The following is a 15,780-nucleotide window of genomic DNA, read 5'->3' as shown; positions in this document are numbered from 1 at the left end:
TAAAAATCAAAACAAATGGAGGAATTACAAATGGCTTTAAATATCGAAGAAATCATTGCTTCCGTTAAAGAAGCAACTGTACTTGAATTGAACGACCTAGTAAAAGCAATCGAAGAAGAATTTGGCGTAACTGCTGCTGCTCCTGTAGCTGTAGCTGGCGGAGCTGCTGCAGGCGGAGCTGCTGAAGAGCAAAGCGAATTCGACCTTATCCTTGCTGGTGCAGGTTCTCAAAAAATCAAAGTTATCAAAGTTGTACGTGAAATCACTGGTCTTGGCTTGAAAGAAGCTAAAGAACTTGTTGACAACACTCCAAAACCACTTAAAGAAGGTATTGCTAAAGAAGAAGCTGAAGAGCTTAAAGCTAAACTTGAAGAAGTTGGCGCTTCTGTAGAAGTTAAGTAATCTTCACTTGCCTGTAGGGGAAGCTCGCTTTTATGAGGCGGGCTTTTTCTTTGCCATTCTTTAAGTTATGAAAAAAAGGAGGTTCTAATAATGAGTGAGCACTATTATTCAGAAAAACCTTCAGTAAAAAGCAACAAACAAACATGGTCTTTTAGGCTTCGAAACAAGGAGTTTACGTTTACCAGCGACAGCGGTGTTTTTTCTAAAAAGGAAGTCGATTTTGGCTCGCGCCTGCTGGTCGAATCTTTTGAAGAGCCTGAAGTTGAGGGCAGCTTTCTAGATGTAGGCTGCGGCTATGGCCCGATTGGATTATCGCTGGCCAGTGGTTTTAAAGACCGGACTATCCACATGATTGATGTTAATGAAAGAGCCGTAGAGTTATCAAATGAAAATGCCGAACAAAACGGAATAACAAACGTTGAGATTTACCAAAGCGATTTGTTTTCAAACGTTGACTCTGCTCAAACATTTGCTTCTATTCTTACAAATCCCCCAATCCGAGCCGGAAAAAAAGTTGTCCATGCTATCTTTGAGAAAAGCGCTGAACACTTAAAAGCTTCAGGTGAATTGTGGATCGTCATACAGAAAAAACAAGGTGCGCCTTCTGCCATTGAAAAGCTTGAGGAACTGTTCGAAGAAGTTTCTGTCGTTCAAAAAAAGAAAGGCTATTATATCATAAAAGCAAAAAAAGTTTGACTCGGTATTTTGGCTATGTTAATATTATAAAATGCCAATGTATATATTTAGATTGATATGATGAAATGTCAATATCTATGTATAAATTATACAAGTATGGAAATGCTAATAAAATCGGTATTTGTTTTTGGATGTGGTTTTCTTAATTAGAAACCCTTTTTTCTTTTGTCTTGTAAAAGTGTTTTCTTTCTTTCTTTGGAAGAAATGCTTATTACACATATAATACGCATGATTTGAGGGGTGAATCAGTTGACAGGTCAACTAGTTCAGTATGGACGACACCGCCAGCGCAGAAGCTATGCTCGCATTAGCGAAGTGTTAGAATTACCAAATCTCATTGAAATTCAAACCTCTTCTTATCAGTGGTTTCTTGATGAGGGTCTTAGAGAGATGTTTCAAGACATATCGCCAATTGAGGATTTCACTGGTAACCTCTCTCTTGAGTTCATTGATTACAGTTTAGGGGAGCCTAAATATCCTGTAGAGGAATCAAAAGAACGTGATGTGACTTACTCAGCTCCGCTAAGAGTGAAGGTTCGTTTAATTAACAAAGAAACTGGAGAGGTAAAAGACCAAGATGTCTTCATGGGGGATTTCCCTATTATGACAGATACAGGTACTTTTATCATAAACGGTGCGGAACGCGTTATCGTTTCCCAGCTTGTTCGGTCTCCAAGTGTATATTTCAGTGGTAAAGTAGACAAAAACGGTAAAAAAGGTTTTACCGCAACTGTCATTCCAAACCGTGGCGCATGGTTAGAATACGAAACTGATGCGAAAGATGTTGTTTATGTACGCATTGATCGCACACGTAAGTTGCCGGTTACGGTTCTTTTGCGTGCTCTCGGCTTCGGCTCCGATCAAGAGATTCTTGATCTTGTAGGAGAAAACGAATACCTGCGAAATACGCTTGATAAAGATAACACAGAAAACAGCGATAAAGCGCTGCTCGAAATCTACGAGCGCCTCCGTCCTGGAGAGCCGCCTACAGTGGAAAATGCGAAAAGCTTGCTTGATTCTCGTTTCTTTGATCCGAAACGATACGATCTTGCCAATGTAGGACGCTATAAAATTAATAAAAAGCTTCATATTAAAAATCGCCTCTTTAATCAGAGACTTGCTGAAACGCTTGTTGATCCTGAAACAGGAGAAATCCTGGCTGAAAAAGGTCAGATTCTTGATAGAAGAACTCTTGATAAAGTACTGCCATACTTAGAAAACGGAATCGGTTTCAGAAAGCTGTATCCGAACGGCGGTGTTGTTGAGGACGAAGTAACGCTTCAATCCATTAAGATCTTTGCTCCTACTGATCAAGAAGGAGAACAGGTTATTAATGTCATCGGCAATGCTTACGTTGAAGAAGAGATTAAAAACATTACACCTGCTGATATTATTTCTTCTATCAGCTACTTCTTCAACTTGCTGCACGGAGTAGGCGACACAGATGATATTGACCATCTTGGAAACCGCCGTTTACGTTCTGTAGGTGAACTTCTCCAGAACCAATTCCGTATCGGTTTAAGCCGTATGGAGCGTGTGGTTCGTGAGAGAATGTCAATTCAAGATACGAATACAATTACACCTCAGCAGCTGATCAATATTCGTCCTGTTATTGCGTCCATTAAAGAGTTCTTTGGAAGCTCTCAGCTTTCTCAATTCATGGACCAGACGAACCCGCTTGCTGAATTAACACATAAGCGCCGTCTGTCGGCTCTTGGACCGGGCGGATTGACACGTGAGCGTGCCGGAATGGAAGTGCGTGACGTTCACTACTCCCACTATGGCCGTATGTGTCCGATTGAAACGCCAGAGGGACCGAACATCGGTTTGATCAACTCACTATCATCATATGCAAAAGTAAACCGTTTTGGCTTTATTGAAACGCCATATCGCCGCGTTGATCCTGAAACAGGAAAAGTGACGCCAAGAATCGATTACTTAACTGCTGATGAAGAGGATAACTACGTTGTCGCTCAGGCAAATGCACGACTCGATGACGAAGGTGCGTTTGTGGATGACAGCATTGTAGCCCGTTTCCGCGGAGAGAACACCGTTGTTCCTAGAAACCGTGTTGATTACATGGATGTATCGCCTAAGCAGGTAGTATCTGCTGCGACAGCATGTATCCCGTTCTTAGAAAACGATGACTCGAACCGTGCCCTAATGGGAGCGAACATGCAGCGTCAGGCTGTGCCTTTGATGCAGCCGGAAGCGCCATTTGTAGGAACTGGTATGGAATACGTATCAGGTAAAGACTCTGGTGCCGCTGTGATTTGTAAACACCCTGGTATCGTTGAACGTGTAGAAGCGAAAAACGTTTGGGTTCGCCGCTATGAAGAAGTAGACGGTCAAAAAGTAAAAGGAAACCTGGATAAATACAGCTTGCTGAAATTTGTCCGCTCTAACCAAGGTACTTGCTACAACCAGCGTCCGATTGTAAGTGTCGGCGATGAAGTGGTAAAAGGAGAAATCCTTGCTGACGGTCCTTCTATGGAGCTTGGTGAACTTGCACTTGGCCGTAACGTAATGGTCGGCTTCATGACATGGGATGGCTACAACTATGAGGATGCCATCATCATGAGTGAACGTCTTGTGAAAGATGATGTTTATACATCTATTCACATTGAAGAATATGAATCAGAAGCACGTGATACTAAACTCGGGCCTGAAGAAATCACTCGCGATATTCCGAACGTCGGTGAAGATGCGCTTCGCAATCTTGATGACCGCGGAATTATCCGTATCGGGGCAGAAGTAAAAGACGGAGATCTTCTTGTTGGTAAAGTAACGCCTAAGGGTGTAACAGAACTTACTGCAGAAGAACGCCTTCTTCACGCCATCTTTGGTGAAAAAGCCCGCGAGGTTCGTGATACTTCTCTTCGTGTGCCTCACGGCGGCGGCGGAATTATTCACGATGTTAAAGTCTTCAACCGTGAGGACGGAGACGAACTTCCTCCAGGTGTAAACCAGTTAGTACGCGTATATATCGTTCAGAAACGTAAAATTTCTGAAGGGGATAAAATGGCCGGTCGTCACGGTAACAAAGGTGTTATCTCTAAGATTCTTCCTGAAGAGGATATGCCTTATCTTCCTGACGGCACACCAATTGATATCATGCTTAACCCGCTGGGCGTACCATCACGTATGAACATCGGGCAGGTATTAGAGCTTCATATGGGTATGGCCGCTCGTTACCTCGGCATCCACATTGCGTCACCGGTATTTGACGGAGCGCGTGAAGAGGATGTTTGGGAAACACTTGAAGAAGCCGGAATGTCTCGTGACGCTAAAACCGTTCTTTACGACGGACGTACCGGAGAGCCGTTTGATAACCGTGTATCTGTCGGTATCATGTACATGATTAAACTGGCTCACATGGTTGACGATAAACTTCATGCACGCTCTACAGGTCCTTACTCACTTGTTACGCAGCAGCCTCTTGGCGGTAAAGCACAATTTGGCGGACAGCGTTTTGGTGAGATGGAGGTTTGGGCACTTGAAGCTTACGGTGCAGCTTACACTCTTCAAGAGATTCTGACTGTTAAGTCTGATGACGTGGTTGGACGTGTGAAAACATACGAAGCCATCGTTAAAGGCGACAACGTTCCTGAACCTGGTGTTCCGGAATCATTCAAAGTATTAATTAAAGAACTTCAAAGTTTAGGTATGGATGTGAAAATCCTTTCTAGCGATGAAGAAGAAATAGAAATGAGAGATTTAGAAGACGAAGAAGATGCAAAACAAGCTGACGGCCTGGCGTTATCAGGTGATGAAGAGCCGGAAGAAACAGCATCTGCAGACGTTGAACGCGATGTAGTAACAAAAGAATAATCTCTAGTTATAAAGGCAAGTGACATCGGTTAATCCGAAGATAAAAAGGGAGGTAGGCCCCTTGCTAGATGTGAACAATTTTGAGTATATGAACATCGGTCTTGCTTCACCGGATAAAATCCGTTCATGGTCTTTTGGTGAAGTGAAAAAGCCTGAAACGATAAACTATCGTACGTTAAAACCTGAAAAGGACGGTCTATTCTGCGAACGCATTTTCGGACCGACTAAGGACTGGGAATGTCATTGCGGGAAGTACAAGCGAGTTCGTTATAAAGGCGTAGTTTGTGACCGCTGCGGAGTTGAAGTAACACGGGCTAAAGTCCGTCGTGAGAGAATGGGGCACATTGAACTGGCTGCCCCAGTTTCCCACATTTGGTATTTCAAAGGTATCCCAAGTCGTATGGGTCTAGTGTTAGATATGTCGCCTCGTGCACTGGAAGAAGTTATTTACTTTGCTTCTTACGTTGTAACTGATCCGGCAAACACTCCGCTTGAAAAGAAACAGCTTCTATCAGAAAAGGAATACCGTGCGTATCTTGATAAGTACGGTAATAAGTTCCAAGCATCTATGGGTGCGGAAGCGATTCATAAACTTCTTCAAGATATCGATCTTGTAAAAGAAGTTGATATGTTAAAAGAAGAGCTGAAAACATCTCAAGGACAGCGTCGTACTCGTGCGATCAAACGCCTTGAAGTTTTGGAAGCCTTCCGTAACTCAGGAAACAAGCCTTCTTGGATGATCCTTGATGTGCTTCCTGTTATTCCTCCTGAGCTCAGACCGATGGTTCAGCTTGATGGCGGACGTTTTGCAACTTCTGATTTGAACGACCTTTATCGTCGTGTCATCAACCGTAACAATCGTTTGAAACGCCTTTTAGACCTTGGTGCGCCTAGCATTATCGTTCAAAACGAAAAGCGTATGCTTCAAGAGGCTGTCGATGCTTTAATTGACAACGGCCGTCGCGGACGCCCTGTAACAGGTCCTGGTAACAGACCATTAAAATCTCTTTCTCACATGCTGAAAGGGAAGCAAGGCCGTTTCCGTCAAAACCTTCTTGGTAAACGTGTCGATTACTCCGGACGTTCTGTAATCGTCGTTGGTCCTCATTTGAAAATGTACCAATGCGGATTACCGAAGGAAATGGCGCTCGAACTTTTCAAACCTTTCGTTATGAAAGAGCTTGTTGAAAAGGGTCTTGCTCACAACATTAAGAGTGCGAAACGTAAAATTGAGCGCGTACAGCCTGAAGTATGGGATGTACTAGAATCAGTTATCAAGGAGCACCCGGTCCTTCTGAACCGTGCCCCTACGCTTCACAGATTAGGTATCCAAGCGTTTGAACCAACACTTGTTGAAGGACGCGCAATCCGTCTTCACCCGCTCGTATGTACAGCTTATAACGCTGACTTTGACGGTGACCAAATGGCGGTTCACGTACCATTATCTGCAGAAGCTCAAGCTGAAGCACGCATCTTGATGCTTGCCGCTCAAAACATCTTGAACCCTAAAGATGGTAAACCGGTTGTAACACCGTCTCAGGATATGGTACTGGGTAACTATTACCTGACTCTGGAGCGTGCTGGTGCTGTCGGCGAAGGTATGGTCTTCAAGAATACGGATGAAGCGCTTCTTGCTTATCAAAACGGATATGTTCACCTTCATACGAGAGTGGCTGTTGCAGCGAACTCCCTTAAGAACGTGACATTTACCGAAGAGCAGCGCTCAAAATTGTTAATTACAACTGTCGGTAAACTGGTCTTCAATGAAATTCTTCCAGAATCATTCCCTTACATGAATGAACCAACGAAGAGCAACATTGAAGAGAAAACACCTGACCGTTTCTTCTTAGAAAAAGGTGCCGATGTAAAAGCTGCCATCGAACAGCAGCCAATCAATGCACCATTTAAAAAAGGTATTCTGGGTAAAATCATCGCGGAAATCTTTAAACGATTCCACATTACGGAAACGTCTAAAATGCTTGACCGCATGAAAAACCTAGGTTTCAGATATTCAACAAAAGCTGGTATTACAGTTGGGGTTTCTGATATCGTCGTTCTCGATGATAAACAAGAAATTCTTGAAGAAGCACAAGGCAAAGTTGATAACGTTATGAAGCAGTTCCGCCGCGGTCTGATCACTGAAGAAGAACGCTATGAGAGAGTTATCTCTATCTGGAGTTCTGCAAAAGACGTTATCCAAGGCAAACTGATGAAATCACTTGATGAGCTCAACCCGATCTACATGATGAGTGACTCTGGTGCCCGTGGTAACGCGTCTAACTTTACTCAGCTTGCCGGAATGCGCGGTCTGATGGCCAACCCGGCTGGACGTATCATTGAGTTACCGATCAAATCTAGTTTCCGTGAAGGTCTGACAGTATTGGAGTACTTTATCTCCACTCACGGTGCGCGTAAAGGTCTTGCCGATACCGCCCTTAAAACTGCTGACTCAGGTTACCTTACACGCCGTCTTGTTGACGTTGCACAGGATGTTATCATCCGTGAAACTGATTGCGGAACTGACCGAGGCATCCTTGCTCAACCGCTTAGAGAAGGCACTGAAATCATTGAGCGCTTAGAAGAACGCTTAATCGGCCGTTTTGCAAGAAAACAAGTGAAACACCCTGAAACAGGGGAAGTGCTTGTAAACGAAAACGAACTGATCGATGAAGATAAAGCGATTGAAATCGTTGAAGCCGGCATTGAAGAAGTGTGGATCCGTTCTGCCTTCACATGTAATACGCCTCATGGTGTATGTAAACGATGCTATGGCCGAAACCTTGCGACTGGTACCGATGTAGAAGTCGGAGAAGCAGTTGGAATCATCGCTGCCCAATCAATCGGTGAGCCTGGTACACAGTTAACAATGCGTACATTCCATACAGGCGGGGTTGCAGGAGACGATATCACACAGGGTCTCCCGCGTATCCAAGAGCTTTTCGAAGCGCGTAATCCAAAAGGTCAGGCAACAATTACCGAAATCGACGGTACAGTCGTTGAAATCAATGAAGTTCGCGACAAACAGCAGGAAATTGTGGTTCAAGGCGCAGTTGAAACACGCTCTTATACGGCACCATATAACTCCCGCTTAAAAGTAGCGGAAGGAGATAAAATTACTCGAGGCCAAGTGCTGACAGAAGGTTCAATCGATCCGAAAGAACTTCTTAAAGTGACTGACCTGACTACTGTTCAAGAGTATCTTCTTCATGAGGTTCAAAAGGTTTACCGTATGCAGGGTGTTGAAATCGGCGATAAACACGTAGAAGTAATGGTTCGCCAAATGCTTCGCAAAGTACGTGTGATTGATGCCGGTGAGACTGATGTGCTTCCTGGCTCATTACTTGATATTCACCAATTTACTGAAGCGAACAAAAAGGTATTGCTGGAAGGCAAACGTCCTGCTACAGGCCGTCCTGTCTTACTCGGTATTACCAAAGCTTCTCTTGAAACTGATTCATTCTTATCTGCTGCTTCCTTCCAGGAAACAACACGTGTCCTTACAGACGCAGCGATCAAAGGTAAGCGTGACGAACTTCTCGGCCTGAAAGAGAATGTTATCATCGGTAAGCTTGTTCCGGCTGGTACTGGAATGATGAAATACCGAAAAGTAAAACCTGTTTCAAATGTTCAGCCGACTGAGGACATGGTTCCGGTTGAATAACTGATATCATGCTGCTGAGAGACTGCAAAACAGTCTTTCAGCAGTCATATTTAAATAAAAAAATCACTCTATGAGAAGATAGAAACTAAAAAATGTCATACCTTGTTGACATTCGTCTCCTAGAATGATAATATAACCAAGGTGCTCGAAATAAACCTGTTACTTTGGAGGATATGTTTATGTCTTATGATAAAGTATCACAGGCCAAATCAATTATTATTGGTACGAAGCAAACAGTGAAAGCTCTAAAACGAGGTTCAGTAAAGGAAGTAGTCGTTGCAAAAGATGCGGATCCTATTCTTACGTCAAGTGTGATAACACTTGCGAAAGATAATGGGATTGCTGTCTCAATGGTTGAATCCATGAAAAAGCTCGGCAAAGCCTGCGGAATTGAAGTAGGAGCAGCAGCTGTTGCCATAATGTTATAACGTACTTTTTGTTTTTGCGTGAGATTTATTCTCGTGTAAAGACATTGTTTTTTGCCTATTGATGAACCACCTGGGTATGTGGGTTATAAAACGTAATGAAGGGAGGAACAAAACATGCCTACAATTAATCAGCTAATTCGCAAAGGACGCGTGAGTAAAGTAGAAAACTCAAAGTCTCCTGCACTTAACAAAGGATACAACAGCTTTAAAAAAGAGCACACTAATGTATCTTCTCCACAAAAACGCGGGGTATGTACTCGTGTTGGTACAATGACACCGAAAAAACCGAACTCAGCACTTCGTAAATATGCTCGTGTTCGTTTAACTAACGGAATTGAGGTTACTGCTTACATTCCTGGTATCGGTCACAACCTGCAAGAGCACAGTGTTGTACTTATCCGCGGCGGACGTGTAAAAGACTTACCAGGGGTACGTTACCACATCGTTCGTGGTGCGCTTGACACTGCTGGAGTTGAAAACCGTGCGCAAGGCCGTTCTAAATACGGTACTAAACGTCCTAAAGCAAAATAATAAACGTATAAACGTATAATTGATGAAGGGAGGATATTCAGATGCCACGTAAAGGTCCTGTAGCAAAAAGAGACGTTTTACCTGATCCGATTTACAACTCTAAGCTTGTATCTCGTCTAATCAACAAAATGATGATCGACGGTAAAAAAGGTAAGTCTCAAACAATCCTATACAAGTCATTCGATATCATTAAAGAACGTACTGGCAATGATGCAATGGAGGTTTTCGAACAAGCATTGAAAAACATCATGCCTGTACTTGAAGTAAAAGCACGCCGTGTAGGTGGTGCGAACTACCAAGTTCCTGTAGAAGTTCGTCCTGAACGTCGTACTACTCTTGGACTTCGCTGGTTAGTTAACTATGCTCGTCTTCGCGGAGAAAAAACGATGGAAGAGCGTTTAGCTAACGAAATTCTTGACGCAGCTAACAACACTGGTGCTGCTGTTAAGAAACGTGAAGATACTCATAAGATGGCTGAAGCAAACAAAGCATTTGCTCACTATCGTTGGTAGGATTTATATACTAAAAAACACAATTTCCCAATAAGGAAGGAGAAATTACCCAATGGCAAGAGAGTTCTCCTTAGACAAAACTCGTAATATCGGGATCATGGCTCACATTGATGCCGGTAAAACGACTACTACAGAACGTATCTTGTTCTATACTGGTCGTATCCACAAAATTGGTGAAACTCATGAAGGAGCTTCACAAATGGACTGGATGGAGCAGGAACAAGAACGTGGTATCACAATCACTTCCGCTGCGACAACTGCACAGTGGAAAGGATACCGCGTAAACATCATCGATACTCCAGGACACGTAGACTTCACAGTTGAAGTTGAACGTTCTCTTCGTGTACTTGATGGTGCTGTTGCTGTACTTGACGCACAGTCTGGCGTTGAGCCTCAAACAGAAACTGTTTGGCGTCAAGCAACAACTTACGGAGTACCGCGTATCGTTTTCGTCAACAAAATGGACAAAATCGGTGCAGACTTCCTTTACTCTGTAGGAACTTTAAGAGATCGTCTTCAAGCTAACGCTCATGCAATTCAATTGCCGATCGGTGCTGAAGACAACTTCGAAGGTATCATTGACCTAGTAGAAAACGTTGCGTATTTCTACGAAGATGATCTCGGAACTCGTTCTGATGCGAAAGAAATCCCTGAAGAGTACAAAGAGCAAGCTGAAGAGCTTCGCAACAGCCTCATTGAAGCTGTATGTGAGCTTGATGAAGAGCTTATGGACAAATACCTTGAGGGTGAAGAGATCACTATTGACGAGTTAAAAGCAGGTATCCGTAAAGGTACTTTAAATGTTGAATTCTACCCAGTTCTTGTTGGTTCTGCCTTCAAAAACAAAGGTGTTCAATTAGTACTTGATGCTGTTCTTGACTACCTTCCTGCACCAACAGACGTTGCTGCAATCAAAGGTATCCGTCCTGATACAAATGAAGAGATTGAGCGTCATTCTTCTGATGACGAGCCATTCTCTGCATTAGCATTTAAAGTTATGACTGACCCTTACGTTGGTAAGCTGACGTTCTTCCGTGTGTACTCTGGAACACTTGATTCTGGTTCATACGTGAAAAACTCAACTAAAGGCAAACGTGAGCGTGTTGGACGTATCCTTCAAATGCACGCCAACAGCCGTGAAGAAATCTCTACTGTATATGCAGGAGATATCGCAGCTGCTGTAGGTCTAAAAGATACTTCTACTGGAGATACTCTATGTGATGAAAAGGATCTAGTTATCCTTGAATCAATGGAATTCCCAGAACCAGTTATCGACGTTGCAATTGAGCCTAAATCAAAAGCTGACCAAGATAAAATGGGTATCGCTTTAGCAAAACTTGCTGAAGAGGATCCAACATTCCGTACTCAAACAAACCCGGAAACTGGTCAGACAATCATCTCTGGTATGGGTGAGCTTCACCTTGATATCATTGTTGATCGTATGAAGCGTGAATTCAAAGTAGAAGCTAACGTTGGTGCTCCTCAAGTTGCGTACCGTGAAACATTCCGTTCCGGTGCAAAAGTTGAAGGTAAATTCGTACGTCAGTCTGGTGGACGCGGTCAGTTCGGTCACGTTTGGATTGAATTCGAACCAAACGAAGAAGGCGCTGGCTTTGAATTCGAAAATGCGATTGTCGGTGGGGTTGTTCCTCGTGAATACATCCCAGCTGTTCAAGCAGGTCTAGAAGATTCACTTGAAAATGGTGTATTAGCTGGATTCCCGCTTATCGACATTAAAGCAAAACTTTTTGATGGCTCTTACCATGATGTTGACTCAAACGAAATGGCGTTTAAAGTTGCTGCTTCTATGGCATTGAAAAATGCAGTCAGCAAGTGTAACCCAGTTCTTCTTGAACCAATCATGAAAGTAGAAGTGGTTATTCCTGAAGAATACATGGGAGACATCATGGGTGATGTTACTTCTCGTCGCGGACGCGTAGAAGGTATGGAAGCTCGCGGTAACGCGCAAGTTGTTCGTGCGATGGTTCCTCTTGCTGAAATGTTCGGTTACGCTACTGCCCTTCGTTCTAACACGCAAGGTCGCGGTACGTTCACTATGCACATGGATCACTACGAAGAAGTGCCGAAGAGCATTGCTGAAGAAATTATCAAAAAAAATAAAGGCGAATAATTGATTTTGCCTCTTAACTCAAGTATAACTACTATTGTAAGATGAGGAAGTGAAAGCTTTCTTTCACTTCCTATCACTCTATACATTACTAATTAAAAGCTCTTAAGGAGGATTTTAGAATGGCTAAAGAAAAATTCGACCGTTCCAAATCACATGCCAATATCGGTACAATTGGACACGTTGACCATGGTAAAACAACTTTAACTGCTGCTATCACAACAGTACTTCATAAGAAATCTGGTAAAGGTACAGCTATGGCGTACGATCAAATTGATGGTGCACCAGAAGAACGTGAGCGCGGTATCACAATCTCTACTGCACACGTTGAGTATGAAACTGAAACTCGTCACTATGCACACGTTGACTGCCCAGGACACGCTGACTATGTTAAAAACATGATCACTGGTGCTGCGCAAATGGACGGAGCTATCCTAGTAGTATCTGCTGCTGATGGCCCAATGCCACAAACTCGTGAGCACATCCTTCTTTCTAAAAACGTTGGTGTACCATACATCGTTGTATTCTTAAACAAATGCGACATGGTAGACGACGAAGAGCTTCTTGAACTAGTTGAAATGGAAGTTCGCGATCTTCTTAGCGAATACGACTTCCCTGGTGATGATGTACCAGTTATCAAAGGTTCTGCTCTTAAAGCTCTTGAAGGAGATGCTGAGTACGAAGCTAAAATCTTCGAACTTATGGATGCAGTTGATGAGTACATCCCAACTCCAGAACGTGACACTGAAAAACCATTCATGATGCCAGTTGAGGACGTATTCTCAATCACTGGTCGTGGTACAGTTGCTACTGGACGTGTTGAGCGTGGACAAGTTAAAGTCGGTGACGAAGTTGAAATCATCGGTCTTCAAGAAGAAAACAGCAAAACAACTGTTACTGGTGTTGAAATGTTCCGTAAGCTTCTTGATTACGCTGAAGCTGGAGACAACATTGGAGCCCTTCTTCGCGGTGTAGCTCGTGAAGATATCCAACGTGGTCAAGTACTTGCTAAACCAGGTACAATCACTCCACACAGCAAATTCAAAGCTGAAGTTTATGTTCTTTCTAAAGAAGAGGGTGGACGTCACACTCCATTCTTCTCTAACTACCGTCCTCAGTTCTACTTCCGTACAACTGACGTAACTGGTATCATCCATCTTCCAGAAGGCGTAGAAATGGTTATGCCTGGAGACAACACTGAAATGAACGTTGAGCTTATCTCTACAATCGCTATCGAAGAAGGAACTCGTTTCTCTATTCGTGAAGGCGGACGTACTGTTGGTTCAGGCGTTGTTTCTACAATCACTGAGTAATAGTATATTGAAAACGAGACCCTTTGGGTCTCGTTTTTTTGTGTACTTTTTTGTTTGCTTGTATAATAAGGTTTATCTTATTTGAGGAGCTATGGGTTATGAGTGAAAACACATCAATTTCTTTCATGAAAAAACTGAGGATCGAAAATACGAATCAAATGCTCATGATCAATGGAAATGATATAGCGAACCCATTGCTGCTTTTTTTACATGGTGGACCCGGAGCATCCCAAATCGGATTTATCAGGAGCTATCAAAAGGAACTGGAACAGCACTTTACAGTTGTAAATTGGGATCAAAGGGGTTCAGGTCTTTCCTATACTAAACAGATTCCGCAGAGTTCAATGACAATCAGTCAAATCATTAAAGATACAATTCAAGTAACCGAATGGCTTTTAGACCATTTCTCAAAACCAAAAGTGTACCTTGTAGGTCACTCTTGGGGTTCGCTGCTGGCTCTTCATGTACTGCAAGAGAGGCCGGATCTATTTCACGCTTATTATGGAATCAGTCAGGTCACTAATACTCAGCTGGAAGAAAAAACGGCCTATGATTCTCTGCGCAAGACAAATCGCTTTCTTTCAGTAGCCTTAGGCTTACTCGGCCCTCCACCTTGGAACAAGAAAATTCAGCACTTCATCTTTCGAGTCTGTATTGAACTGAGCAGGGGAGGATTCACTCATCATCGCCGGCACATTCTTACAGTATTGTGTCAGTTGCTTGCTGGAAATGAGTATGGAATAAAAAACATCTCTCGTTTCATCAGAGGACAGCTTTTCAGCGCAAAGTATTTAACTGATGATTTATTTCGTTTTGATGCATTTAAATCAGTTTCTTCTATTAAAGTACCGAGCTTTTTTATTTCGGGGAGACATGATTTGATCGTTCCTGCTGCAACATCGAAACAGTATTATCTGTTTGTGGATGCTCCTGAAAAGCGCTGGCATTATTTTAAAAACTCCGCCCACACGCCGCATATCGAGGAGCCTTCATTATTTGCTAATACTCTGAGTAAACACGCAGTGTACCACTTATGATAGAACAAAATTCCCTTATTCACTCGCTTCTTGATAAATAAGAAAAACACCTGTATAATACTAAAAGTGTGCAAATCATGCATATTCTAAATAAGTCTTGCAACATACGTCTATTTTCTGTATAATGGTGTATGTTGGTCTTTGACTGCGATGAAGTGAGAGGTTGCTGACACACCCGGCCGCTTTGCCATGGCAAGGTGTTCAGGTTTTTCTCACGGAGAACTGTCTAACGTGAAGTAGGCGAAAAGGAGGGAAAATAATGGCAAAACAAAAAATTCGTATTCGTTTGAAAGCATATGATCATAGAATCCTTGATCAATCTGCAGAGAAGATTGTTGAAACGGCAAAACGTTCTGGTGCCAGCGTATCTGGTCCGATTCCGTTGCCAACTGAAAAATCAGTTTACACAATCCTTCGTGCGGTGCACAAATACAAAGATTCTCGTGAGCAATTTGAAATGCGTACACATAAACGTTTAATCGACATTGTGAACCCAACACCACAAACTGTTGATGCGCTCATGCGATTAGACTTACCATCTGGTGTCGATATCGAAATTAAACTTTAATTCTAAAATATAGAATGATCTTAATAGGAGGTGTGACGAATGACCAAAGGAATCTTAGGAAGAAAAATTGGTATGACGCAAGTATTCGCAGAAAACGGTGATCTTATTCCGGTAACTGTTATTGAAGCTGCTCCGAACGTTGTTCTCCAAAAGAAAACAGCTGAAAACGACGGCTACGAAGCAATCCAGCTTGGTTTTGACGACAAGCGCGAAAAGCTTTCTAACAAACCTGAACAAGGACACGTTGCTAAAGCGGAAACTGCTCCTAAGCGCTTCGTAAAAGAATTACGCGGAGTGGAAATGGATGCGTATGAAGTTGGTCAGGAAGTCAAGGTTGAAATTTTCTCTGCTGGAGAAATTGTAGATGTAACAGGAGTATCTAAAGGTAAAGGTTTCCAAGGTGCGATCAAGCGCCACGGACAATCTCGCGGACCTATGTCTCACGGTTCACGCTACCACCGTCGTCCTGGTTCAATGGGACCTGTAGATCCTAACCGTGTATTCAAAGGTAAATTATTACCTGGACGTATGGGCGGAGAGCAGATCACTGTTCAAAACCTTGAAGTCGTAAAAGTTGATGCGGAACGCAATCTTCTTTTGATCAAAGGTAACGTACCTGGTGCGAGAAAATCTTTAATCACTGTTAAAAGTGCTGTTAAATCTAAATAACTCT

12 protein-coding genes are annotated in these 15,780 nt (G+C 42.9%); all 12 read left to right on the top strand.

Features of this window, described 5'->3' with window-relative positions:
* Nucleotides 1-30 precede the first annotated feature (30 nt).
* On the top strand, nt 31-402 hold the full coding sequence (rplL, locus tag WA325_RS19205; protein ID WP_003156436.1) for a 50S ribosomal protein L7/L12: 372 nt from the start codon (nt 31-33) through the stop codon (nt 400-402).
* A 90-nt stretch (nt 403-492) separates the two neighbouring features.
* Nucleotides 493-1,098 carry a class I SAM-dependent methyltransferase gene (locus WA325_RS19200; RefSeq protein ID WP_336184088.1) on the top strand — a complete coding sequence of 202 codons (606 nt, stop codon included), beginning with the start codon at nt 493-495 and terminating at the stop codon, nt 1,096-1,098.
* A 249-nt stretch (nt 1,099-1,347) separates the two neighbouring features.
* Nucleotides 1,348-4,929 carry a DNA-directed RNA polymerase subunit beta gene (gene rpoB, locus WA325_RS19195; RefSeq protein WP_044153423.1) on the top strand — a complete coding sequence of 1,194 codons (3,582 nt, stop codon included), beginning with the start codon at nt 1,348-1,350 and terminating at the stop codon, nt 4,927-4,929.
* 61 nt (nt 4,930-4,990) lie between these two features.
* Entirely contained in the window at nt 4,991-8,590 is a 3,600-nt protein-coding gene (rpoC, locus tag WA325_RS19190) for a DNA-directed RNA polymerase subunit beta' (RefSeq protein WP_105955682.1), read from the top strand.
* A 179-nt stretch (nt 8,591-8,769) separates the two neighbouring features.
* Entirely contained in the window at nt 8,770-9,018 is a 249-nt protein-coding gene (locus WA325_RS19185) for a 50S ribosomal protein L7ae-like protein (protein ID WP_059291694.1), read from the top strand.
* Nucleotides 9,019-9,132: 114 nt separating this feature from the next.
* A complete protein-coding gene (rpsL, locus tag WA325_RS19180; protein ID WP_003156445.1) occupies nt 9,133-9,549 on the top strand; it encodes a 30S ribosomal protein S12 in 417 nt (138 codons plus the stop codon).
* A gap of 41 nt (nt 9,550-9,590) precedes the next feature.
* A complete protein-coding gene (gene rpsG / locus WA325_RS19175; RefSeq protein WP_003225784.1) occupies nt 9,591-10,061 on the top strand; it encodes a 30S ribosomal protein S7 in 471 nt (156 codons plus the stop codon).
* 52 nt (nt 10,062-10,113) lie between these two features.
* On the top strand, nt 10,114-12,192 hold the full coding sequence (fusA, locus tag WA325_RS19170; protein ID WP_095714790.1) for an elongation factor G: 2,079 nt from the start codon (nt 10,114-10,116) through the stop codon (nt 12,190-12,192).
* 119 nt (nt 12,193-12,311) lie between these two features.
* Nucleotides 12,312-13,502, top strand: a complete 1,191-nt coding sequence (tuf, locus tag WA325_RS19165) for an elongation factor Tu (RefSeq protein ID WP_010332768.1) — start codon at nt 12,312-12,314, stop codon at nt 13,500-13,502.
* 98 nt (nt 13,503-13,600) lie between these two features.
* The gene (locus WA325_RS19160; protein WP_336184087.1) at nt 13,601-14,539 is read left to right on the top strand and encodes an alpha/beta fold hydrolase; all 939 of its coding nucleotides are present in this window, start codon (nt 13,601-13,603) and stop codon (nt 14,537-14,539) included.
* A 259-nt stretch (nt 14,540-14,798) separates the two neighbouring features.
* Complete coding sequence (gene rpsJ, locus WA325_RS19155; RefSeq protein ID WP_003156464.1) at nt 14,799-15,107, top strand: 30S ribosomal protein S10; 309 nt, start codon at nt 14,799-14,801, stop codon at nt 15,105-15,107.
* Between the two features lie 39 nt (nt 15,108-15,146).
* Complete coding sequence (gene rplC / locus WA325_RS19150) at nt 15,147-15,776, top strand: 50S ribosomal protein L3 (protein WP_059291697.1); 630 nt, start codon at nt 15,147-15,149, stop codon at nt 15,774-15,776.
* The last annotated feature ends 4 nt before the right edge of the window (nt 15,777-15,780 follow it).

The organism is Bacillus sp. 205(2023) (assembly GCF_037027485.1).
GTDB lineage: Bacteria > Bacillota > Bacilli > Bacillales > Bacillaceae > Bacillus > Bacillus halotolerans.
The sequence above is the reverse complement of the archived record's forward strand: the minus strand, read 5'-3'. Positions and strand labels throughout refer to the sequence as shown.